Annotated in this window: 21 protein-coding genes; 8 read left to right on the top strand and 13 right to left on the bottom strand. The window is 68.5% G+C overall.

The window, feature by feature from the left end; translation table 11 throughout:
- Window positions 1-66: 66 nt before the first annotated feature.
- The 3 genes from ISP14_RS08035 to ISP14_RS08025 all read right to left on the bottom strand — a co-directional run bounded on the left by ISP14_RS08035 (window position 67) and on the right by ISP14_RS08025 (window position 2,852).
- Complete coding sequence (locus ISP14_RS08035; protein ID WP_404537945.1) at window positions 67-1,077, bottom strand: isoaspartyl peptidase/L-asparaginase family protein; 1,011 nt, start codon at window positions 1,075-1,077, stop codon at window positions 67-69.
- Between the two features lie 121 nt (window positions 1,078-1,198).
- On the bottom strand, window positions 1,199-2,494 hold the full coding sequence (locus ISP14_RS08030; RefSeq protein ID WP_404537944.1) for a M56 family metallopeptidase: 1,296 nt from the start codon (window positions 2,492-2,494) through the stop codon (window positions 1,199-1,201).
- Window positions 2,481-2,852 carry a BlaI/MecI/CopY family transcriptional regulator gene (locus ISP14_RS08025; protein ID WP_404537943.1) on the bottom strand — a complete coding sequence of 124 codons (372 nt, stop codon included), beginning with the start codon at window positions 2,850-2,852 and terminating at the stop codon, window positions 2,481-2,483. Before ISP14_RS08025 ends, ISP14_RS08030 begins: the two co-directional genes overlap by 14 nt.
- A 168-nt stretch (window positions 2,853-3,020) precedes the next feature.
- On the opposite strand from ISP14_RS08025, the gene ISP14_RS08020 reads away from it, so the two are divergent.
- Window positions 3,021-4,379 carry a 3-oxoacid CoA-transferase gene (locus tag ISP14_RS08020; RefSeq protein ID WP_404537942.1) on the top strand — a complete coding sequence of 453 codons (1,359 nt, stop codon included), beginning with the start codon at window positions 3,021-3,023 and terminating at the stop codon, window positions 4,377-4,379.
- Between the two features lie 107 nt (window positions 4,380-4,486).
- Here the strand turns inward: ISP14_RS08020 and ISP14_RS08015 are convergent, their stop codons facing one another.
- The 3 genes from ISP14_RS08015 to ISP14_RS08005 form a co-directional block, all read right to left on the bottom strand.
- Window positions 4,487-5,470, bottom strand: coding sequence for a histidine kinase dimerization/phospho-acceptor domain-containing protein (locus ISP14_RS08015; RefSeq protein WP_404537940.1), 984 nt, complete (start codon window positions 5,468-5,470; stop codon window positions 4,487-4,489).
- A 13-nt stretch (window positions 5,471-5,483) separates the two neighbouring features.
- Window positions 5,484-6,215, bottom strand: a complete 732-nt coding sequence (locus tag ISP14_RS08010) for a response regulator transcription factor (protein WP_404537938.1) — start codon at window positions 6,213-6,215, stop codon at window positions 5,484-5,486.
- 88 nt (window positions 6,216-6,303) lie between these two features.
- Window positions 6,304-6,921, bottom strand: coding sequence for an arylesterase (locus ISP14_RS08005; RefSeq protein WP_404537936.1), 618 nt, complete (start codon window positions 6,919-6,921; stop codon window positions 6,304-6,306).
- Between ISP14_RS08005 and ISP14_RS08000 the strand changes: the two genes are divergently transcribed.
- From ISP14_RS08000 to ISP14_RS07980, 5 genes are all read left to right on the top strand, one after another.
- Window positions 6,920-7,621: an ABC transporter ATP-binding protein gene (locus ISP14_RS08000; RefSeq protein ID WP_404537935.1), complete on the top strand. Its 702-nt coding sequence runs from the start codon at window positions 6,920-6,922 to the stop codon at window positions 7,619-7,621. The two genes, ISP14_RS08005 and ISP14_RS08000, sit on opposite strands and share 2 nt — an antisense overlap.
- Window positions 7,622-7,715: 94 nt before the next feature.
- Window positions 7,716-10,199, top strand: a complete 2,484-nt coding sequence (locus tag ISP14_RS07995; protein WP_404537933.1) for an ABC transporter permease — start codon at window positions 7,716-7,718, stop codon at window positions 10,197-10,199.
- Window positions 10,200-10,243: 44 nt separating this feature from the next.
- The gene (locus ISP14_RS07990) at window positions 10,244-10,873 is read left to right on the top strand and encodes a glutathione S-transferase family protein (RefSeq protein ID WP_404537931.1); all 630 of its coding nucleotides are present in this window, start codon (window positions 10,244-10,246) and stop codon (window positions 10,871-10,873) included.
- Between the two features lie 100 nt (window positions 10,874-10,973).
- Window positions 10,974-11,114: a hypothetical protein gene (locus ISP14_RS07985; RefSeq protein ID WP_404537929.1), complete on the top strand. Its 141-nt coding sequence runs from the start codon at window positions 10,974-10,976 to the stop codon at window positions 11,112-11,114.
- Entirely contained in the window at window positions 11,111-12,241 is a 1,131-nt protein-coding gene (locus ISP14_RS07980) for an SLC13 family permease (protein ID WP_404537927.1), read from the top strand. The genes ISP14_RS07985 and ISP14_RS07980 overlap by 4 nt, the downstream gene beginning before the upstream one ends.
- A gap of 634 nt (window positions 12,242-12,875) precedes the next feature.
- On the opposite strand, the gene ISP14_RS07975 is transcribed toward ISP14_RS07980, so the two are convergent.
- The 7 genes from ISP14_RS07975 to ISP14_RS07945 form a co-directional block, all read right to left on the bottom strand.
- Window positions 12,876-13,649, bottom strand: a complete 774-nt coding sequence (locus ISP14_RS07975) for a DUF4097 family beta strand repeat-containing protein (protein WP_404537925.1) — start codon at window positions 13,647-13,649, stop codon at window positions 12,876-12,878.
- 130 nt (window positions 13,650-13,779) lie between these two features.
- The gene (gene mazG, locus ISP14_RS07970) at window positions 13,780-14,583 is read right to left on the bottom strand and encodes a nucleoside triphosphate pyrophosphohydrolase (protein ID WP_404537923.1); all 804 of its coding nucleotides are present in this window, start codon (window positions 14,581-14,583) and stop codon (window positions 13,780-13,782) included.
- On the bottom strand, window positions 14,580-15,401 hold the full coding sequence (gene cysQ, locus ISP14_RS07965) for a 3'(2'),5'-bisphosphate nucleotidase CysQ (protein WP_404537921.1): 822 nt from the start codon (window positions 15,399-15,401) through the stop codon (window positions 14,580-14,582). Before cysQ ends, mazG begins: the two co-directional genes overlap by 4 nt.
- On the bottom strand, window positions 15,398-15,955 hold the full coding sequence (gene nudE / locus ISP14_RS07960; protein ID WP_404537919.1) for an ADP compounds hydrolase NudE: 558 nt from the start codon (window positions 15,953-15,955) through the stop codon (window positions 15,398-15,400). The genes cysQ and nudE overlap by 4 nt, the downstream gene beginning before the upstream one ends.
- A 19-nt stretch (window positions 15,956-15,974) precedes the next feature.
- The gene (locus tag ISP14_RS07955; protein WP_404537917.1) at window positions 15,975-16,319 is read right to left on the bottom strand and encodes a hypothetical protein; all 345 of its coding nucleotides are present in this window, start codon (window positions 16,317-16,319) and stop codon (window positions 15,975-15,977) included.
- Between the two features lie 14 nt (window positions 16,320-16,333).
- Complete coding sequence (locus tag ISP14_RS07950; RefSeq protein WP_404537915.1) at window positions 16,334-17,128, bottom strand: inositol monophosphatase family protein; 795 nt, start codon at window positions 17,126-17,128, stop codon at window positions 16,334-16,336.
- On the bottom strand, window positions 17,125-17,916 hold the full coding sequence (locus tag ISP14_RS07945; RefSeq protein ID WP_404537914.1) for a type II secretion system protein N: 792 nt from the start codon (window positions 17,914-17,916) through the stop codon (window positions 17,125-17,127). Before ISP14_RS07945 ends, ISP14_RS07950 begins: the two co-directional genes overlap by 4 nt.
- Window positions 17,917-17,980: 64 nt before the next feature.
- On the opposite strand from ISP14_RS07945, the gene ISP14_RS07940 reads away from it, so the two are divergent.
- Together ISP14_RS07940 and ISP14_RS07935 are read left to right on the top strand one after the other, a co-directional pair.
- Window positions 17,981-19,342 (top strand): adenosylmethionine--8-amino-7-oxononanoate transaminase, encoded by a 1,362-nt coding sequence (locus ISP14_RS07940; RefSeq protein WP_404537912.1) that lies wholly within the window; start codon window positions 17,981-17,983, stop codon window positions 19,340-19,342.
- 17 nt (window positions 19,343-19,359) lie between these two features.
- The gene (locus ISP14_RS07935) at window positions 19,360-20,094 is read left to right on the top strand and encodes a 16S rRNA (uracil(1498)-N(3))-methyltransferase (RefSeq protein ID WP_404537910.1); all 735 of its coding nucleotides are present in this window, start codon (window positions 19,360-19,362) and stop codon (window positions 20,092-20,094) included.
- Window positions 20,095-20,106 lie beyond the last annotated feature (12 nt).

Below are 20,106 nucleotides of genomic sequence, written 5' to 3'. Positions count from 1 at the left end.
GCGCCCTGTGCGCGAAAGCGCCTCGCGGAGCCTGGACCGACGGCGATTCGCGCACAGAGTGCGCTCCTACGGCTCGTCGTCGGACCCGTCTGCGCTGCTGTCGGCCGGTGCGGGCGGCGCGGAGCTGCCATCGTCCTCATCGCCGTAGATCGCCACGTGCGGCACACCGCTGGCGTCGATCCAGCCCCGATACATGCCGTCGGTATTGAACGGGATCGCGATGTTGCCGTGCACGTCCAGCCCGATCGCGCCGCCGTTGCCGCCCAGCGCGGGAATCTCCTGGTTGATCACCACCGCCGCGGCGCGCTTGATCGGCACGCGCATCTGGCTCACCTGCATGCAGATCGCATGCGCCGCCACGGTGCGGATGTAGTACTCGCCCCAGCCGGTGCCGGACACCGCGCAATCGCTGTTGGCATAGGTGCCCGCGCCGATGATCGGCGAGTCGCCGATACGCCCCCAGCGCTTGTCGGTCATGCCGCCGGTGGAGGTGCCGGCGGCGAGATGCCCCTGCGCATCCAGCGCCACCGCACCCACGGTACCGAAATGCTTTGCCGTTTCCTCGTCCTCGTGCGGCTTGCCGGCACCGTCTTCCTTGAGCGCCTTCTGCAGCTGTTGCCAGCGTTCTTCGGTGCGGAAGTACGAGGGATCGACCAGCGGCATGCCGATGCCCCGCGCGAACGCCTCGGCGCCCTGGCCGGAGAGCATCACGTAAGACGTCTTTTCCATCACCGCGCGCGCCAGCAGGATGGGATTCCTGATCCGCTCCAGGCCCGCCACCGCACCGGCGCGGCGGCTGTCACCGTCCATGATCGCCGCGTCCAGCTCGTTCTTTCCGTCGTGAGTGAACACCGCGCCCTTGCCGGCGTTGAAGTTCGGATCGTCCTCCAGCACCACGATCGCCGCGCTTACCGCGTCCACTGAGCTCTTGCCGGCCTTCAGTTCGGCATAGCCGCTTTGCAGTGCCTTGGTCATTGCCGCGCGTATCGCCTTCTCCTTTGCCGGCGTGAGCTCGCGCTTGATCACCCCGGCGCCGCCGTGGATCACCAGTACGGGTGGCACGGCGGCGTGGCTCATCGCGGCGACTCCGAGAGCGGCAAGGGCAGGCAACAGGCGGCGCGGCTTCACGGGGCTCTTTCCCTGAGGATCAATGGGGGAAAGTATAGCGAGCCTGCCTGCCGCCCCTGCGTGACGAAGCTCAGCAGCCGATGTTGGGTGTCATGGCGAGTTTGATGCCAGTGAAGCCCCCCTTCCCGCCCTCTGCGCGCCGACCTGTTTCGATCCTGGCTTCCTGTCCCGGCATAGTGCGCACGATCGGGGCCACCGCCTTGTCCAGGCTGCCGCCGCTCAAGTAGGTGCGCACTTCGATTTGCCCCTTTGCAGCCGGGACGAGCGCAACGCGCCCGCTCCATGGCGGCACACCGGTACTGACCCCATTGATATGCGTGTACTCACCCGGCTTCAGGCACATTTTCTTGAGATGCTGGACGGGGTTGTCGTCGAACGACACGGTCAATTCCAGGGAGTAGCGATCCGGCGTCACCATCGGGCTCCCTTTCGTTGCCGGCGGCACCGTCGCCGCGTAGGCTGCTCCCGCCACCGCACCAAGGACCACCATCAAGGCAACGCTGCCTGCACGACGACGCAGGGCGGGAATGGGCTTCTGGTTCAACATGGCAATACGCTCCGTAAGTGGATGACGAGGGGACCACGTGCAGCCAACCGGCAACGCAAGCGCGGCCGACTGGGTTTTCAACATCGCATTCGCGTAGCTGCGCCGTTGCGCGCCGTGTTCGCGCAACACCGCGGCGTCGCAGGCCAACTCCTGGTCGTGGCGCAGCGCCGCGAGCGCCCACCAGGCCAGCGGATGGCACCAGAACAGCGCTGCGAGCATCTGCGCGGACAGGCACCACCAGCCGTCGCCACGCCGCGCATGCGCGGCCTCGTGGGCAAGAATCAATGTTTGTTCGGTGTCGTTGTAGCGCTCGCGGAAATCGGCAGGCAGCACGATGCGGCTGCGCCATGCGCCGACCAGGGCCGGGCCGGTATCGACGCTGGCGGCGCGCAGTACCGGCCGTCCCGACGCTATGCCGCTCATCGGCGTGGCTCCACGCAACCGGCGTCGGTAGCGCTGTTGCACCAGGGCTGCAAGCGCGAGCACGACAATGCAGCCGGCCAGCCACAGCAGCAGCGCGCCGGCACGCCAATCGAAACTGCCGGGAAGGTCCGCATGCGGCGCCGCGGCGCCGACCGCCAAGGTGATCGTGTACACCAGCGGCGGCAGCGGCTTCGACGACGCGACGGCATGCGGCAGCTGGCTGGCCAGCAGCGCCAGCGGCGGCAGCAGCCACAATTGAAAGGCACGCTCCGCCCCGAACCAATGGCGGCACGACTTGCGCAACGCAGCGACCACCAGCACTGCCACAGTGAACGCCAAAAGCAGCAGCCAACCACGTGCCGCCCACCCCGCCGCCAGCGATTCAAGGCTGTTCATCGTCGAGCTCCTTCAGCAGTTTGCGCAGTTCGGCGACATCCTTCCTGGTGAGCTTGCGCTGCTCGGAGAAGTGCGCCACCAGCGGCGCCACGCGGCCGTCGAACAGGCGGTCCAGCAACCCCTTGCTCTCCTGCGAGACGTACTTCTCGCGGCTCAGCAGCGGCGTGTAGAGGTAGCGGCGTCCGTCGCGCTCGGCCCTCACCGCCTTCTTCTTCAGCAGGCGGTTCAGCAAGGACTTCACCGTACCCTCCTGCCAGTCCTGCGCCGGTCCTACCTCGGCGAGAATTTCCTCGGCGCTGCGCGGCGCCGCGCGCCACAGCACTTCCATCACCACCGCTTCGGCTTCGCTGATTGCCATGACGCCACCGTTTACACGTGTAAGTGGAGTTATGTTTACACGCGTAAATGATAGCCGTCAAGCTGCCGCCTCCGCCGTCGCGGAAAGTCTTGCGCCCCTGGTGCGACACGGGCCGGCGGCAATCCGTCGTATCCTTGGCAGCTGATCCCCCCGCATGAAGGCACGGCAATGGACAAGGTCTACGCAACGGCGGCCAAGGCGCTCGACGGCCTGCTGTTCGACAACATGACGATCGCGGCGGGCGGTTTCGGCCTGTGCGGTATCCCCGAGAACCTGATCGGCGCCTTGCTGGCGGCCGGGACCACGGGGCTGACCATCGTGGGCAACAACGCCGGCGTGGACGATTTCGGCATGGGGCCGCTGCTGAAGACCCACCAGGTGAAGCGCGTGTACGCCTCCTACGTGGGCGAGAACAAGGAATTCGAGCGCCAGGTGCTGGCCGGCGAGCTGGAGCTGCACCTCACCCCGCAAGGCACGCTGGCCGAGAAGCTGCGCGCCGGCGGCGCCGGCATCCCCGGTTTCTATACCCGTACCGCGTTCGGCACCAAGCTGGCCGAGGGCAAGGAAACCAAGGTTTTCGACGGCAAGGAATACGTGCTGGAGAAGGCCATCCACGCCGACGTTTCCATCGTCAAGGCATGGAAGGGCGATCGCCTCGGCAATCTGGTGTTCCGCGAGACCGCGCGCAACTTCAACCCGATGATCGCCACCTGCGGCAAGGTTTGCGTAGCCGAGGTGGAAGAGCTGGTGGAGGTGGGCAGCCTCGATCCGAACAACATCCACGTGCCAGGCATCTACGTCGACCGCATCATCCATGGCGAAAAGTACGAGAAGCGCATCGAGATCCGCACTCTCGCCGGTGCGAACACCGGCAAGGAAAACCCCACGCGCACCGCGATGGCGCAGCGCGCCGCGAAGGAATTGCGCGACGGTTTCTACGTGAACCTCGGCATCGGCATCCCGACGCTGGTGGCGAACTACATCCCCGCGGGCATGGACGTGGTGCTGCAGTCGGAGAACGGCTTGCTCGGCATCGGCCCGTTCCCCACCGAGGACCAGGTCGACCCCGACCTGATCAACGCCGGCAAGCAGACCATCACCACCTTGCCCGGCTCCAGCTTCTTCTCCAGCGCGGACTCGTTCGCGATGATCCGCGGCGGCCACATCGACCTGTCGATCCTGGGCGGCATGGAGGTTTCGGCCACCGGCGACCTCGCCAACTGGATGATCCCGGGCAAGATGGTGAAAGGCCCGGGCGGCGCGATGGACCTGGTGAGCGGCGTGCGCCGCGTGGTGGTGCTGATGGAGCACACCTCCAAGGACGGCGCACCGAAGATCAAGGACGAGTGCGAGCTGCCGATCACCGGCAAGGAATGCGTGGACTTGATCATCACCGAGCTGTGCGTATTCGAGGTCGAGAAGGGCAAGGGCCTCACCCTGATCGAACTCAACCCCGGCGTGACGGTGGATGAGGTCAAGGCAAAGACCGGCTGCGCGTTCGCGGTGAGTTCTGCGCTGAAACAGTAAGCGCAGCCGCGGCACCCCGCAGCAGCGCACCTTGTGCGCGAATGCTTTTGCCTTGATCAAGTACGCGGGCATGCGCGCACCGAGTGCGCCCCTGCCCGCGGTACGCCTCAGGCCCGCAGCGGCAAGGTATCGGGGAAGCGTACGCGGGCCACACCCGGCCCACCGGTGGTGTGCAATTCCAGCGGCCAGGCGAAGCGGTCGCTGATGCGCTGGGCAATCGCCAGCTCGAAACTGAGCCGCTCGCTACCATCGCGCGCCGCAGCGGTGTTGTCTGTTGCGTGGCTCACGGTGATCGCGTCGGGCATTACGGTAACCACGACCCTGCCCGCATCGGCATGCAGGCAGGCGTCGCGGATCAGCTGCCAACACAGCACCGAGAAAGCACGCATCGAACCGCGCAGCGCGAAGCGCGCCGGTTCCTCTAGATGCAGCTCCACCGACGTGCCGGCCATCAAGTCGTTCGCGGTTTCCAGTTCGCGCCGCAATACGTCGTTCACCACGAACTGTTCGGCGGTACCGCCAGAATCGGATTCACGCGCGAGGATCAGCAGCACCTCGACCAGCGCCTCCAGCTCGCGCGTGGCGCGGTGGATGCGCCGCACCGAGCGCCGCCCGGATTCGCCGAGGCCGGCCTCGTCGTTCAACATGTCCACCGACATGCGGATCACCGTGAGCGGCGTGCGCAGCTCGTGGCTGGCATCGCGCGTGAAGTTGCGCTCGCGCTGGCCGTAGTCGGCGATGCGCGCGGCGAAACCATGCAGCCCGCGCGCCAGCACGGCGAGGTCGGCATCAGTGCGCCGCGACAGCCGTTCGGGTTCGAGCGCGGCCGGGTCGGACTGGCCGTCGCGCCACTCGCTGATCAGGCGCGCCAGCGCGCTCACCGGTCGCCATTCGCGGCTGGTGGCCAGCCACGCCAGCCCGGTGACGATCACGATCACCGCGATCACCGCCGGCAGCGGCGCCTGGTCGTAAGCCCCCATGACGCAGACGATCGCCACCGCGACGAACTGCAGCGCAAACACCCAGGCAATGCGGCGCCGGAAGGCGCCGGCGCGAAACACCATCGCGCCCTGCACTTCTTTCGCTTTCATTGCTACCTGCACATCACGCCATGTGGGCGGCCGAGGCCACTTCCGCGTCGAGATCCGCGAGCCGGTAGCCGGCCGAATGGATGGTGTGTAACAGAGGCCGCGGGAAGGGTTTGTCAATGACGCGGCGCAGGTTGTACAGGTGCGAACGCAGCGTGTCGGAGTCGGGCAGCATGTCGCCCCAGATCTCGCGCTCGATGTCGCGCCGGCTGACCACGCGCGGCGATTCGCGCATCAGGATCGCCAGCAGTTTCAGGCCGATCGGCGACACGGTGAGCTCCTGCCCGCCGCGAGTCAGCCGCAGCGTGGCGGTATCCAGCGTCATGTCGCCCACGTTGAGCACCTCGGCCGAGACCTGGCGGCGGTCGCGGCGGATCAGCGCGCGCAGCCGCGCCTCCAGCTCGCGTACCTCGAAGGGTTTGACCAGATAGTCGTCGGCGCCGGCCTCCAACCCGATCAGCTTGTCTTCCAGCGTGTCGCGCGCGGTGAGCATCAGCACCGGCGTGGCCTTCTTCGCCTCGCGGCGCAGCTTGCGGCAGACCTCCAGGCCATCGAGGCCGGGCAGCATCAGGTCCAGCACGATCACGTCGTAGCTGCTGGTCACCGCCAGGTGCAGACCGCTGGCGCCATCGGCCGCGTAATCCACCGAATAGCCACAGCGCTCGAGGAACTCGCCCACGGTTTCGGCGATCTGGCGATTGTCTTCCACCAGCAGAATCAGGCCGGCCTGCTCGTCATGTCCGCTCATGTCGCTCCTCCTGCGTGGCTTCACAAATGTGAAGAGCTAACCGGGCATGGGGTGATGAAGGTGTGAAAATCGCGCGGAAGCGTTCAGTTCACAGGCGCAGCAGGGGTTGCAGCGCGCCCCAGACGTTCTGCAGCACCTTTGGCTCGCCGGCGGCCGTCGGGTGCAGGCCGTCGGCTTGCATCAGGGCCGGATCGAGCGCCACGCCGTCGAGCAGGAACGGCAACAGGGCGGCATGCTTCTGTTTCGCCAGGTCGGCATAGACCGCACGCAGACCGTCGCGGTATTGCGGGCCATAGTTCACCGGCAGTTCGATGCCGAGCAGCAACACCCTGGCATGCGTGGCCTGGGCGGCGCTGACCATCGCGACGAGGTTGTCGCGCAGCTGGTTGAGCGGCAGGCCGCGCAGGCCGTCGTTCGCACCCAACTCGATCACCACCACGGCGGGCCGGTAGGTCGCCAGCAGGGCCGGCAGCCGGTTGCGGCCGGAGAGCGAGGTCTCGCCGCTGATGCTGGCATTGACCACGCTCCATGGCGGCGCCATCTTGCCAAGACGGACTTCCAGCAGATGCACCCAACCCTGCTCCGTCGCAATGTTGTGCGCGGCGGACAGCGAATCGCCCAGCACCAGTACGGTACGCGCAGGCGCGGCCTGCACCGCGACGACGGCACCGGCGAGCCACAGCAGCAAGCACAGGAATCGACGCATGAGCGACACGCTCCACCCAGTTCTGGAAGCGCACGATGTTAGCAAGTCGGTGGACGGCCCCGAGGGGCGGCTGCAGATCCTCGACCGCGTGAGCCTGCGCGTCGCCGCGGGCGAAAGCTTCGCCATCGTCGGCGCCTCCGGTTCCGGCAAGACCACCTTGCTCGGCCTGCTCGCGGGACTGGACACGCCCAGCGGCGGCGGTATCCACCTCGACGGCCACGCGCTGGAGACGCTGGGCGAGGAAGCGCGCGCCGACCTGCGCCGGCGCCTCGTAGGCTTCGTGTTCCAGTCCTTCCACTTGCTCCCAGCGCTCAGCGCCGAAGAGAACGTGATGCTGCCGCTGGAGCTGGAGGGGGATACGCAGGCACGCGCCAGGGCGCGCGAGGCGCTGGACGCGGTGGGCCTCACCGCGCGTCGGCGGCATTACCCGGCCCAGCTCTCCGGCGGCGAGCAGCAGCGCGTGGCGATCGCCCGCGCCTTCGTGCACAGCCCGCGCCTGCTGTTCGCCGACGAACCCACCGGCAACCTCGACCAGCGCACCGGCCACCATATCGCCGATCTGCTGTTCGCGCTGAACCGCGACCACCGCACCACCCTGGTGCTGGTTACCCACGACGTGCAGCTGGCCGCACGCTGCCAGCGCCGCATCGAGCTGGAGGAGGGCCGCGTGGTGGCGCAGGCCGCGGCGGTGAACGCATGAGCGCGACCGCTCCCGGGATTCCGCAAGCGACCCAGCGGTTACGAATGTCAGTCGGCACCCGGAACAGCCATATCGCCTGCGCCGGGATTCGGCCATGAAGCTCCTGCGCCTCGCCCTGCGCAACCTACGCCGCGAATGGCGGCTGCCCGAACTGCGCACCCTGGCCAGCTCCCTGCTACTGGCGGTGCTGGCGCTGGGCGTGGTGACCACGCTGGCCACGCGGATGGAACGCGGCATCCTCGCCAGCGCGGCCGAACTGATCGGTGGCGACATCGGCGTATCGGCCCCGCAAGCCGTGCCGGACGCCTTTGCCGACGAAGGGCGCCGCGACGGCCTCGCCTTCAGCCGCGCCGCGGGCTTTCCCAGCGTGGCGTTCGCCAACAGTCACAGTCAGCTGCTCGACGTGCAGGCCACCGACGGCGCCTACCCGCTGCGCGGCAAACTGCTGCTCGCCGACGCGCATGGCCGACAAGGCAACGGCCACGGCCCTGCCGCCGGGGTCGCGTATCTCGACCATCGTGCCATGGTGGCCCTGTCGCTCAAGGTGGGCGACACGCTGCAGCTGGGCGGCAAGCCGCTGCGTATCGCCGCGGAACTGGTGCAGCAGCCCGACGGCGGCGCGCTGGTGACGCTGGCACCGCGTGCGCTGATGAGCCTGGCCGACGCCCGACAGGCCGGCCTGCTCGGCGTCGGCAGCCGCGCGCAGCACCGCCTGTTGCTGGCCGGCGCGCCGGACGCCGTACAGCGCTGGCGCGCCTGGGCGCAGCAGCAAAGCCTGCCGCAAGGCGCGGAACTGATCACGCCGGAACAGACCCAGGAGCGCATGCGCACGGCGTTTGACCGCGCGGGCGCCTTCCTGCATCTCACCGCCTTGCTGGCCGCGCTGCTCGCCGGCGTGGCGATCGCGCTGTCCGCGCAGCGCTATGCGCGACGCAAGACACCCGAGGTGGCACTGCTGCGCGCCTTGGGCACGCCGCGCCGGCGCGTGCTCGGCCTGCTGCTGCTCACGCTCGCCGCGCTGGCCGTACCGGTGGCACTTGCCGGCGTGCTGCTCACGCTGGGCGTGGCGCAGCTGGCCTGGCAGTTCGCCAGCAGCTTGTTCGGCGGCATCCCCACCGAGTTGCCGTTGCTGCCCGCGCTGGGCGCCGCGGCGATGGGCCTGGCCGTGCTCGCCGGTTTTGCGCTGCCGCCGCTGCTGCGCCTCGCCGAGGTCGCCCCGGTTGCCGTATTTCGCCAGAGCCTGGCGCGCCGGGTGCGCCGCTTCGACGCCTTGTACCTGCTGCCCGCACTGGTCGCGCTGGCGCTGATCTGGAGCCAGAGCGGCTCGTTGAAACTCGCCGGCATCCTCGCCGCGAGCCTGTCCGGCGTGGCGCTGGTGGCCGCGTTGCTGGCGACGTTGCTGCTGTGGCTGGCCCGGCGCGTGGCGCCGGGTGCGCATCCCGCGCTGCGACTGGGGCTGGCCGCACTGGCGCGGCGGCGCGGGCTCAGCGTGGTACAGGCGACCGCACTGAGCCTCGGCCTGACGGCGCTGCTGCTGTTGTCGGTGGTCGCGCCCGCGCTGCTCGACGGCTGGCGCAGGGAGCTGCCCGCCGACACGCCGAACTGGTTCGCGCTGAACCTGCAGGACGACCAGCGCGCCGGCTTCACGCAGTCGCTGGCGCGCATCGGCGCCGACCAGCTCAACATGATGCCGCTGGCAGTGGGCAAGCTCACCGCGATCAACGGCCGGGCCATCGACGGCCAGCACTTCGCCGACCCGCGCGCCAAGGAATGGGCCGATCGCCAGCTGCGGCTGTCCTGGGCCGCCGCGCTGCCGCCGGCGAACCAGGTGATCGCCGGCCGCTGGTTCGAAGCCCGGCCGGCGCAGGCCGAGGTATCGGTGGATCGCATGTGGCGTGACATGTTCGCGCTGAAGCTGGGCGACACGATGAGCTTCGACGTGGGCGAAGGCCACGTCGAAGCCAGGGTCGCCAGCTTCCGTCAGGTGGACTGGAGCTCGTTCCGGGTCAACTTCTTCCTGCTGCTCGATCCCGCGCATGCGGATGCGCTGCCGCACAGCTGGCTGGCCAGCTTCCACCTGCCGCGCGGCCACGCGCAGGCCATGGCGCAACTGTCGCGCGACTACGCCAACCTCAGCCTGGTGGATGTAGACGACCTGCTCGACCGCATCCACCAGATCGTCGACCGCGTCGGCGGCGCGGTGCGCTGGGTGCTGGGCTTCAGCCTGCTCGCGGGTGCGCTGGTGCTGGCCGCCTCGCTCGCCGCCAGCGCCGCCGAGCGCCGCCACGAGGCCGCCCTGCTGCGCACGTTGGGCGCCCGCCGCGCGCAGCTGCGCGTGGCCGCCGCCTGCGAGTTCGCCCTGCTCGGCCTGATCGCCGGCCTCGTCGCCGCGCTCGGCGCTGCCGGCGCGGGCCTGTGGCTGGGCCGCGCCGTGTTCCACATCGAACGCTTCGCGCCGCCGCTGTGGCCGCTGGCCGCGTACGCGCTCGGCGCTGCGTGCGTGGTGATGCTGCTGGGGCTGGCCGGTACGCGCAAGGTCACGCGCACTTCGCCGATGCGCTTGTTGCGGGAGGCCTAGCCGAACCGCCACCATGATGCGCCCCGTCCGAAGGAACGCACGCCATGTACACCCTCTACTACTCCCCCGGCACTGCGAGCATGGTGGTGCATCTGGCGCTACTGGAAATTGGCGCGCCGCACGAACTGAAACTGGTTGATTTCGACCGGGACGCGCAGCGCGACCCTGGGTATCTCGAACTCAACCCGCGCGGCGTGGTGCCCACGCTGGTGATCGACGGGCGGCCGCGCTGCGAGTCGGCGGCGTTGCTGGCGATGCTGGCCGAACGCCACCCCGAAGCGAAGCTGATCCCGCCGCCGGGCACGCCGGAACGCGAGGCATGGCAGCAGTGGGTGGTCTATCTCAGCAATACGCTGATGTCGACATACCGCCTGTGGTTCTACCCTGCCGAACTGGGCGCAGAAGAACACACGCCGGAAGTCCGCGCGGCCTTGCGCAAGAAGATCGAGGACGTATGGGACCTGCTCGACGCGCAGCTGGAGCGGCACGGTCCGTACCTGCTCGGCGCCGCGTTCTCCGGTGCCGACCTGTTGCTGACCATGCTGATGCGCTGGTCGCGCAACATGCCGCGGCCGGCCACCGAATGGCCTGCGCTCAAGCGGCTGGCGGATCTGGTGCGCGCAAGGCCGAGCTGGAAGAAGCTCTACGAGCTGGAAGGGCTGACCGAATGGTGATGCGCGCACCGCCGACACCGTAAGCCGAACTCCGCTGCCACCACACGCCCATGACCCACCCGCCCCATCCGGCAAACCCGATCCCGAACGTCGACGCAGCGTGGGTGTCGGCATCGCTCTCGGCGTTGCCATCGGCACGGGTATCGGCATCGCGATACGCAACCTTGCGCTGGGCATCGGCGTGGGTATCGCCATCGGTTTCGCGATTGGCGGCGGCATGAACAAACAGGATCGGGAATGACCCCTGCCATCGTCGCCAGCGACTGGCGCGCCAAGCTGAAATCCGAATGGCTGTTGCTGCTATTCGCCGCGCTGGGGCTGATGCTGGCTGTGCTCGATCCGCAGCCGCTCGCGGCCTACCAGCGCTGGCTGCAATGGCCCACGCTGGCGGGCCTGCTGGGTCTGCTGATCGCGATCCAGGGCATCCGCGACAGCGGGCTGGTGCAACATGCGGCGGTGGCGGTGGTGGCGCGCGCGCACTCGCTGCGCGGCCTGGGCTTGTTGCTGGTGAGCGCCACCGCGCTGCTGTCGATGGTGCTGACCAATGACGTGAGCCTGTTCCTGATCGTGCCGCTGACGCTGGCGATCGGCGGCATGTCCAACCTGCCGGTGGCGCGCATGGCGGTACTGGAGGCGCTGGCGGTGAACGCAGGCAGCACGCTAAGCCCGATCGGCAATCCGCAGAACCTGCTGCTGTGGCAGCACGCGGGCCTGCCCTTCCTGCGCTTTGCGGCGGCAATGCTGCCGACCGCTGCAGTGATGTTCGCGCTGGTGGCTGCGCTCACTTTGTTATGGCTGCCGCGCGGCCGGGTTGCGCTGGTGCCAGCGCACATCGACGGCCAGGTGAACTCGACGCGACTCGGCATCGGCTCCCTGCTGGCGCTGCTCGGCATGGTGCTGCTGATGGAATACCATCGCGCGCCGCTGGGAGCCGTGCTGTTGCTGGGGCTGTTCGCGCTGCTGGCGCGGCGCAGCCTGGCGCGCATCGATTGGCTGTTGCTGCTCACCTTCGCGGCGATCTTCCTCGGCCTCGGCCATTTCGCCGAACTGCCGCTGGTGCGCCACGCACTGGACCGGTTCGATTTCCGCGATCCCTTGACGATGTATGCCGGCGGCATCGTCGCCTCGCAGCTGATCAGCAACGTACCGGCCACGGTGCTGTTGCTGGACCGCGCCCACGATGCCATCGCGCTGGCGGTGGCGGCGAACGTGGGCGGCTTCGGACTGGCGATCGGCTCGCTGGCGAACTTGATCGCCCTGCGGCTGGCGAAACAGCCGCAGAGTCTGCGGCTGTTTCATCGCGTGTCGGTGCCGTTCCTGCTGATATGCGCGCCGCTGGTGTACGTGGCCTGGCGCTGGCTGGGTTAAGGGACGTCCTTTCGCTATCTCGCTCAGTGCCGACCTTGTGTGGTTCGCTTGCGACGGAGCGGTTTCGGACGCCTAGCGGCGCCCGAGTCACTTCTCTTTGCTGGCCCAAAGAGAAGTAACCAAGAGAAATGGCCGGGTTCAATACGCCGGGATTACAAGCAGGACGTTTCGAGGACTGGGGAGCTACTTCTGCCTACGCGATACACGGTGCGGCCACACCGCGCCGTATCAGGATGCCGAGGCACAAAGCGCAAAGCCTTGCGTCGCTTCGCGACGCTTTGGCTTTGATCTGGCTGTTGTCGTTGCTTCTGCGCGCAGGAGCGCGCTGCTTTTCCGGGGGCCCCTGAGCGGCGGTGAGGCGGGGACGAGAAGGCCGCGCAGCGGGCGAGTCCATGGATGGACTCGCCTTTTCGCGCGGGCAGGAGCCCGCTCGAAAAGCCCGGCCCCGCCTCACGGACTTGCCGGGCAGGACGCCCGGCAAGCGCCAACCGGGGTGGCCTTTCTCTTTGGTTACTTTCTCTTTGGCCACGCAAAGAGAAAGTAACTCGGGCGCCGACAGGCGTCCGAAACCGCTTTGAAACTCGCAAAAAACGGAACAACCAGCCCCAGCAGCACAGGGAAAAACAGAGCGCAATCAGTCGTCGTCGTTCGGCACGCTGACCTTGCCCTTCACGCCGCTGTGGTCGACATCGCCACTGCCCTTGGCGCCGAGGCTGAGGTCGCCGCCCACGTCATGCACGCCGAGGTCGCCCGAGCCCAGCGTGTCCACATGCACGCTGCCGCCGACGTTGTGCAGGGTCACGTCGCCGGAGCCGATGCTGCCCACCTTCGCGTCGCCCTTCACGCCGCGCGCCTTGAAGTCGCCCGAGCCCACCGAGCCGACCTGCAGGCTGCCGACGTTGTTGGCGTCGGCGTCGCCCGAGCCCACGCTGGTGCTGAAGGCGCCGGCGATGTTGTTGACGTGCAGGTCGCCCGAACCCACCACGCTGCGCAGTTGCTGCAAGCCGTTCACGGTGGCGTCGCCGGAACCCACGCGCACCGTCACCGGCAGTTCCGGCGGCAGCTGCACGTTGGCTTCCAGGTTCGTGTAGGAGCTGCCGAACAGATGGAACGAGAACGTGTTCTGCCCACCCAGTTCGATGATGAGCTGGTCCCCCTCGCGGCGCTGGGTGATCTGCAGCTTGTCCAGCATCGACTGGTCGGAGGCGCAGGCGCGGCCGTTGACCATCAGCTGCCTGGCGCCAGGCGTGCCGTTCACGTGCAAGTCGTAGCTGTTGACGTCGATTTCCACGCCGCGCACGCCAGCGAGATCGACCTGCAGGTTGCGCGGTGCCTGGTACTTGCACTGGTCGGCGGCATAGACGGAGAGCGGGGCAAGTAACAGCAGGGCAAGAGCGACACGGCGCATGGCGGAACTCCTCGGGTGGGCTTCGATGGGTTCTGATGCAGCTCGCAGCCATAGGGTTGCAAGCCTGCGATAAGTGCGGCCGTGCATGGCCGCCCGTTCGACCTTCGCGATCAGGGACGATCGCAAAGATTTACGCGTCTTGCTTGGCGCGCTGCCACAGGCGCTCCTGCGCCGGCAGGTCGTGCGCGGCAAGCGTGCTGCCCGCGTCGGCGGCCAACTGCTCCATGCGGCGGAAACGCCGTTCGAACTTCGTGTTGGCGTGACGCAGCGCACGCGAGAAATCCACGCCGGCGTGGCGGGCGAGGTTCGCCACCACGAACAGCACGTCGCCGATCTCGTCCTCCAGCCGCGCCGGATCGGCGCCCGCCTCGAACTCGGCGCGCACCTCGCCGATCTCCTCGGCCAGCTTGTCCAGCACCGGGCGGTGGTCGGGCCAGTCGAAACCCACGGTGGCAGCGCGTTGCTGCAGCTTGGCGGCGCGCTTCCACTCCGGCAGGCCGTGCGAGATGCCGGCCAGCGCGCTGGCATCGTGCGCCCCGCCCTTGGTGGCGCGTTCGGCGGCCTTGAGTTCCTCCCAGGCCTGCTTCTGCGCATCAAGGTTCTCGTAGCGCACCTCGCCGAACACGTGCGGATGGCGGCGGATCATCTTGGTACTGATCGCGTGCGCCACGTCGGCGAAATCGAAGCGCCCCTGCTCGGCCGCCATCTGTGCATGGAACACCACCTGCAGCAGCAGGTCGCCCAGCTCTTCGCGCAGGTCATCGAAATCGCCGCGATCGATCGCGTCGGCCACCTCGTAGGCCTCCTCGATGGTGTAGGGCGCGATGCTGGCGAAGTCCTGCTGCACATCCCACGGGCAGCCGCGTTCGGGATCGCGCAGCCGTGCCATGATCGCCAGCAAGTCGTCGAGGCTGTGGCGACCGGCACCGCTCATGGCAGGCCGGCGTCGCGCAGCTTGGCGGGCCAGTCGAGGCCGGCGTCGCCCACCGCGATGAACTCGGGATTGAGCAGCGACTCGCCGCGGTCGTAGCGCAGCGGCTTGCCATGCAGGTCGAGCACGGCGCCGCCGGCTTCCTCCAGCACGCATTGCGCGGCGGCGGTGTCCCACTCGCTGGTGGGGCCGCGGCGCAGATAGACGTCCGCGCCGCCGCGCGCGAGCAGGCAGAACTTCAGCGAGGACCCGAGCGGCTTGAGCAGGTAGTCTTCGCCGACCAGGCGGCGCAAGGTCTCTTCCTGCGCGCCGCCGTGCGAGCGGCTGCCAGCCGCGATGGCCGGTTGTGCCAGCGCGCGCGTATTGATGCGTTCCCAGTCGCCGCCCTGTTCCGCCTGCCACCACGCGCCGACGCCGCGCGCGGCGGCAAACAGCTCGCCGGTGACCGGCGCCAGCACCACGCCGAGCACGGGTTGGTGATGATCGATCAGCGCGATGTTGACGGTGAACTCGCCGTTGCGCTTGACGAACTCGCGGGTGCCGTCGAGCGGATCGACCAGCCAATGCCGCGTCCACGCGCGGCGCTGCTCCCAGGACACCTGGCTGGCCTCTTCGGAAACCAGCGGCAGCGCGGGCTCGATGCGTGCCAGGCCCTCGGCGATCACTTTCTGCGCGGCAAGGTCGGCGGCGGTGAGCGGCGAACGATCGTCCTTCAATTCGACGTCGAAGTCCTGGCGATAGACCTCCAGGATGGCCTCGCCCGCGAGGCGCGCCAGCGTGCCGACCTGCAGCAACAGGGAATGTTCGAAGGGTGCGTTCACGACAAGTGCATCCGGCCAGCAAGGTATTCGCGCGCCATGAACAGCGCGGCAATCGAGCGCCCCTCGGTGACATCGTCGCGCGCCACCAGGTTATGCAGCTCGGCGAGTTTCCACGGCACCACTTCGAGCGGTTCGGGCTCGTCGCCGGGCAGGCGCTCGGGATAGAGATCCTGCGCCAGCACCACGTGCGCCATGTGAGTCATGTAAGACGGCGACAGCGACAGGTTGTGCAGGATCTTCAGCTTGCGCGCGCCGTAGCCGATCTCTTCCTTCAGCTCGCGGTTGGCGCCCTGCTCGGCAGTCTCGTCCTGGTCCAGCCGGCCCTTGGGCAGGCCCAGCTCGTAGCGGTCCAGGCCCACGCCGTATTCGCGCACCAGCAGCACCGTGGACTCGTCCAGCATCGGCACGATGATCACCGCGCCGAGGCCGCCGGGTTTCATCCGCTCGTAGGTGCGGCGCTCACCGTTGGAGAATTCCAGGTCGACCTGCTCGACGCGCAGGAAGCGGCTGTGTTCGATGTCGCGCGTAGCGTGGATGATGGGAGGCTTGGGCATCGGTCGATTGTAGCGTGGCTCAAACCATGGGCGGCGGAACGGCTGGCGCCTTCGGGCGCTGGGCAAATGCCGCCCACGCCAGCAGCCCGATCACCGCGCCGTGCAAGAGGTTGCTGCACACGCCCCAGATACCCATGAGTTGCGCGATATGGACCATCGTGCCGCCCGCCTCCCTGGACGCCGGCAACCACCAGCCCTGCAGCCAGACGCCGAACAACGTCAGCCCAAGTTGCACGAGGCAGGCCATCAGCACCAGCAGGGCCGATCGTGGCGCGCGCTGCCAGTACACCAGGGCCGCCGCGCCACCGATCAGCGCGGCCAGCAGCGTCGGGCTCGCCCCCAGCAGGACCATCAGGAGGGCCATCGTGGATTCCACCGTCACGCCACTCCACCATGGCCAGGAGAAAACCGCCGCAGTGCCTCGGCGTGGATCGCCGGCGTGCCGGCCAGCACGCTGCGCGTGTCCAGTGTCGGCGCCTGGCCATCCAGGTCGGTGAACACGCCGCCGGCCTCGCGCACGATCACCGCCAGCGCGGCGACGTCGAGGATGTTCACGTCCGACTCGATCACCAGGTCCAGCGCACCGCGCGCCAGCAGGTGGTAATGGCAGAAGTCGCCGTAGCCGCGGATGCGGTTGCTGTCGCGGATCATGGCGCCCAGCGCTGCCCAACGGGCATCCGTGGTGAGCGTCTTGACGTTGCCGGTGGAGATCGACGCCTGCGCCATGTCGTCCGTATCGGCCACGCGCACGCGCACGCCTTCGAACCAGGTGCCGCCAGCGGCGCTGGCCCACATCGTTTCGCCGTAGACCGGCGCACTGGACACGCCCAGCACCAGTTCGCCGCGGTCCATCAGCGCGATCTGGGTGGAGAAGAACGGCGTGCGCCGCACGAAGCTCTTGGTGCCGTCCAGCGGATCGACCAGCCACAGCAGGCCATCGCGCGCGCCGTCGAGGCCGTATTCCTCGCCGTAGATCGAAGCCTCCGGCAATGCCGCGTGCAGCAGCTTGCGGATCGCCTGCTCGGCCTCGCGGTCGGCGATCGTCACCGGCGTGGCGTCCCGCTTGATCTCCACGTCCACGCCGCGTTTCCAGTAATGCAGGATCACCTCGGCGGCGGCGGCGGCGGCTTCGCGGGCGGCGGTCAGGGCCGACGCGAGGGTTTCGGCGTTCATCGTGCGGTTTTCCCCATGATGGATGTGGCGGCCAGTCCGCCGCTGCGTTCGACGTGCACCGCGCCATCGGCGTCGGGCCTGCCCAGCGCAGCGAGCCAGCGCCGCAACGCAGGATCGTCCTGCCGCGGCTGCAACCCGGCCACGAGGCGCCAGCCCAACGGACTCAATTGCAGATCGCCGGTGGTGTGCAGCGGCCCTTGGCCGTCGTCCTGCCATTGTGCATGGATCACGCCGCCCTGCGCGACGAGTTGCCCATGCAGATCGCCCAGTGCCACGTCGCCGTTTTTCGTGTGCATCGCGGCTTGTCGCCACTGCAATCCGGCCTGCATCTCCAGCGGCCAGCCGCCTTGCAACAGCGCATGTTCGGCATGCAAGGCGAGTTCGCCCTGCGGCTGGCCCAGCGGCAGGCGCAGGTGCGGGTCGGCCAGCGCCGACAGCTCCACCCGGGCACGCAAGGCACTCCACGCCACCTGGCCTGCGGGCAATTTCTGCATATACCCGCGGAAGCCGAATTGCGGCCCGTCGAAATCGACCTGCAACCCGACCTGTCCAAACAGGGCGCGATGCGACAACTGCCACTGCAACCGGCCCAGCGCGCGGCCGTCCGGTGCCAGCACCTGCCCGGCGCGGCCGTCCCACAGCGTGCCGCCCACCTGCTGCAGGCGCAGCCCGTGCAGCGGGGGCTGCAGCAGCGGCAAGGCCCAGCTCGCCGGCAGCCACCACAGCAGGGCCGCGGCGGCCAGCAGCAACACGGCCGCGGCCGGCAGGATTTTCCTCAGGATTTTCAAACGGGCTTTCCGGGGAGTTGCGTGCGCACTTGAGCGCGCATCGGCGCACGTCGATCATACCCGGATGACGAACCCCACCGATCGCAACGCCGCGCTCGCCGCGCGCGACCTGAAACACATCTGGCATCCCTGCACCCAGATGCACGACCACGAGAGCATTCCCCTGCTGCCGATCGTGCGCGGCGAAGGGGCCTGGCTGGTCGACGCCGAAGGCCGGCGCTACCTCGACGGCATCAGCTCGTGGTGGACCAACCTGTTCGGCCACGCCAATCCGCGCATCGCCGCCGCCCTGGCCGAGCAGGCACGGACACTGGAGCATGTGATCTTCGCCGGCTTCACCCACCCGCCCGCGATCGAACTGGCCGAACAACTGGTGCGGCTGGCGCCGCCGGGGCTGGAGAAGGTGTTCTTCGCCGACAATGGTTCGGCGGCGATCGAAGTGGCGCTGAAGATGAGCTTCCACTACTGGCTCAACCAGGGCCACGGCGAGAAGACCCGCTTCATCGCGCTCACCGGCAGTTATCACGGCGAGACACTGGGCGCATTGTCGGTGAGCGACGTGACGCTGTACCGCAAGACCTACGCGCCGCTGCTGCTCACCCCGGTCCTGGCGCCTTCGCCCGATGCTTACGAGGGCGAACCGGGCGAGGCGCCTGCCCAGGTCGCCGCACGCCGGCTGGGCGAGTTGCGTGCGCTGCTGGAGCGCCACGCGCACGAGACCTGCGCGGTGATCGTGGAGCCCCTGGTGCAATGCGCCGGCGGCATGCGCATGTACCACCCCGACTATCTCGCCGGCCTGCGCCAGCTGTGCGATGCCTTCGGCGTGCACTTCATCGCCGACGAGATCGCGGTGGGTTTCGGCCGTACTGGCACGCTGTTCGCCTGCGAGCAGGCAAAAGTCTCGCCCGACTTCATGTGCCTGTCCAAGGGACTCACCGGCGGCACGCTGCCGCTCTCGGCGGTGCTGACCACGAACGCGATGTACGAGGCCTTCTACGCCGAGTACAGCGCCGGCAAGGCCTTCCTGCACTCGCACAGCTACACCGGCAACCCGCTGGCCTGCCGCGCGGCGCTGGAAACACTGGCGATCTTCCGCGACGAGCCGGTGCTGGAACGCAACCGCGTTCTGGCGGCCCATCTCGCCCGCCGCCTGGAACCGTTGCGCGCCCACCCGCACGTGGCCGACGTGCGCCAGACCGGCATGATCGCCGCGGTGGAACTGGTCGCGGACAAAGCCACGCGCCGCCCCTTCCCGGCCGGCGAGCGGCGCGGCCTGCGCGTCTACCTGCACGGCCTGCAGCACGAAGCGCTGCTGCGTCCGCTGGGCAACGTGGTCTACTTCATGCCGCCCTATGTGGTGAGCGAGGCGGAAATCGACCACTTGGTCGAGGTGGCCACGTCCGGCATCGAACGGGCCGTGATGTAACAGGAGCAGGCTCTGATATGCGCACCATCCGCATCCATGTCGATCTGCCGTTGGCCGCCGGGATCGAAACGGTCTTGCCGGCTCAGGCTGGCGAACACGTGGCGCGCGTGCTGCGCCTTGCCGCAGGCGACCCACTGACGCTGTTCAACGGCGATGGCAGCGACTACACCGCCACGATAACCAGCGTCGGCAAGCGTGAAGTGCTGGTGCGCGTGCAGGATCAGCAAGTCGTGGACCGCGAATCGCCGCTGCGCCTCACCCTGGCGCAGGGCGTGGCGCGCGGCGAGAAGATGGACCTGATCGTGCAGAAGGCCACCGAGCTGGGCGTGGCGCGCATCGTGCCGCTGCTCACCGAGCGCGCGGAGGTGAAGCTGGATGCCGCCCGCGCGGAGAAACGCCTGGCGCACTGGCGCGCCGTGGCGGCCAGCGCCTGCGAGCAATGCGGCCGGGCCCGTCTGCCCGAGATTCTTCCCGCACAGACCTTGCCGGTCTGGCTGGCATCGCTGGATGGCGATGCGGCCATGCGGCTGGCGCTGCTGCCGGAAGCCGCCGTTTCCGTACGCGAGCTGCGTGCTGCCGACGCCGGCGCGTTGCTGGTGGTGGGCCCGGAAGGCGGCTTGGGCGAACGCGACGTGGCGCTATTGGGCGAGTCCGGCTTTACCGGCCTGCGGCTGGGGCCGCGCATCCTGCGCACGGAGACGGCGGGGCTGGCGGCGGTGGCCGCACTGCAGGTCTTGCACGGAGATTTCTGATCGGCGGCGGCG

The organism is Dyella agri (assembly GCF_044904705.1).
In the GTDB taxonomy this organism is placed as follows: Bacteria; Pseudomonadota; Gammaproteobacteria; order Xanthomonadales; family Rhodanobacteraceae; genus Rhodanobacter_A; species Rhodanobacter_A agri.
This window is presented reverse-complemented; position numbering and strand designations above follow the sequence as displayed.

What these genes read in the sequence shown, in the direction of transcription:
- ISP14_RS08035 (WP_404537945.1), bottom strand. Translation starts at nt 1,077, where the DNA reads ATGAGCCACGCCGCCGTGCCACCCGTACTGGTGATCCACGGCGGCGCC.
- ISP14_RS08030 (WP_404537944.1), bottom strand. Translation starts at nt 2,494, where the DNA reads ATGAACAGCCTTGAATCGCTGGCGGCGGGGTGGGCGGCACGTGGTTGG.
- ISP14_RS08025 (WP_404537943.1), bottom strand. Translation starts at nt 2,852, where the DNA reads ATGGCAATCAGCGAAGCCGAAGCGGTGGTGATGGAAGTGCTGTGGCGC.
- ISP14_RS08020 (WP_404537942.1), top strand. Translation starts at nt 3,021, where the DNA reads ATGGACAAGGTCTACGCAACGGCGGCCAAGGCGCTCGACGGCCTGCTG.
- ISP14_RS08015 (WP_404537940.1), bottom strand. Translation starts at nt 5,470, where the DNA reads ATGAAAGCGAAAGAAGTGCAGGGCGCGATGGTGTTTCGCGCCGGCGCC.
- ISP14_RS08010 (WP_404537938.1), bottom strand. Translation starts at nt 6,215, where the DNA reads ATGAGCGGACATGACGAGCAGGCCGGCCTGATTCTGCTGGTGGAAGAC.
- ISP14_RS08000 (WP_404537935.1), top strand. Translation starts at nt 6,920, where the DNA reads ATGAGCGACACGCTCCACCCAGTTCTGGAAGCGCACGATGTTAGCAAG.
- ISP14_RS08005 (WP_404537936.1), bottom strand. Translation starts at nt 6,921, where the DNA reads ATGCGTCGATTCCTGTGCTTGCTGCTGTGGCTCGCCGGTGCCGTCGTC.
- ISP14_RS07995 (WP_404537933.1), top strand. Translation starts at nt 7,716, where the DNA reads ATGAAGCTCCTGCGCCTCGCCCTGCGCAACCTACGCCGCGAATGGCGG.
- ISP14_RS07990 (WP_404537931.1), top strand. Translation starts at nt 10,244, where the DNA reads ATGTACACCCTCTACTACTCCCCCGGCACTGCGAGCATGGTGGTGCAT.
- ISP14_RS07980 (WP_404537927.1), top strand. Translation starts at nt 11,111, where the DNA reads ATGACCCCTGCCATCGTCGCCAGCGACTGGCGCGCCAAGCTGAAATCC.
- ISP14_RS07975 (WP_404537925.1), bottom strand. Translation starts at nt 13,649, where the DNA reads ATGCGCCGTGTCGCTCTTGCCCTGCTGTTACTTGCCCCGCTCTCCGTC.
- mazG (WP_404537923.1), bottom strand. Translation starts at nt 14,583, where the DNA reads ATGAGCGGTGCCGGTCGCCACAGCCTCGACGACTTGCTGGCGATCATG.
- nudE (WP_404537919.1), bottom strand. Translation starts at nt 15,955, where the DNA reads ATGCCCAAGCCTCCCATCATCCACGCTACGCGCGACATCGAACACAGC.
- ISP14_RS07955 (WP_404537917.1), bottom strand. Translation starts at nt 16,319, where the DNA reads ATGGCCCTCCTGATGGTCCTGCTGGGGGCGAGCCCGACGCTGCTGGCC.
- ISP14_RS07950 (WP_404537915.1), bottom strand. Translation starts at nt 17,128, where the DNA reads ATGAACGCCGAAACCCTCGCGTCGGCCCTGACCGCCGCCCGCGAAGCC.
- ISP14_RS07940 (WP_404537912.1), top strand. Translation starts at nt 17,981, where the DNA reads ATGACGAACCCCACCGATCGCAACGCCGCGCTCGCCGCGCGCGACCTG.
- ISP14_RS07935 (WP_404537910.1), top strand. Translation starts at nt 19,360, where the DNA reads ATGCGCACCATCCGCATCCATGTCGATCTGCCGTTGGCCGCCGGGATC.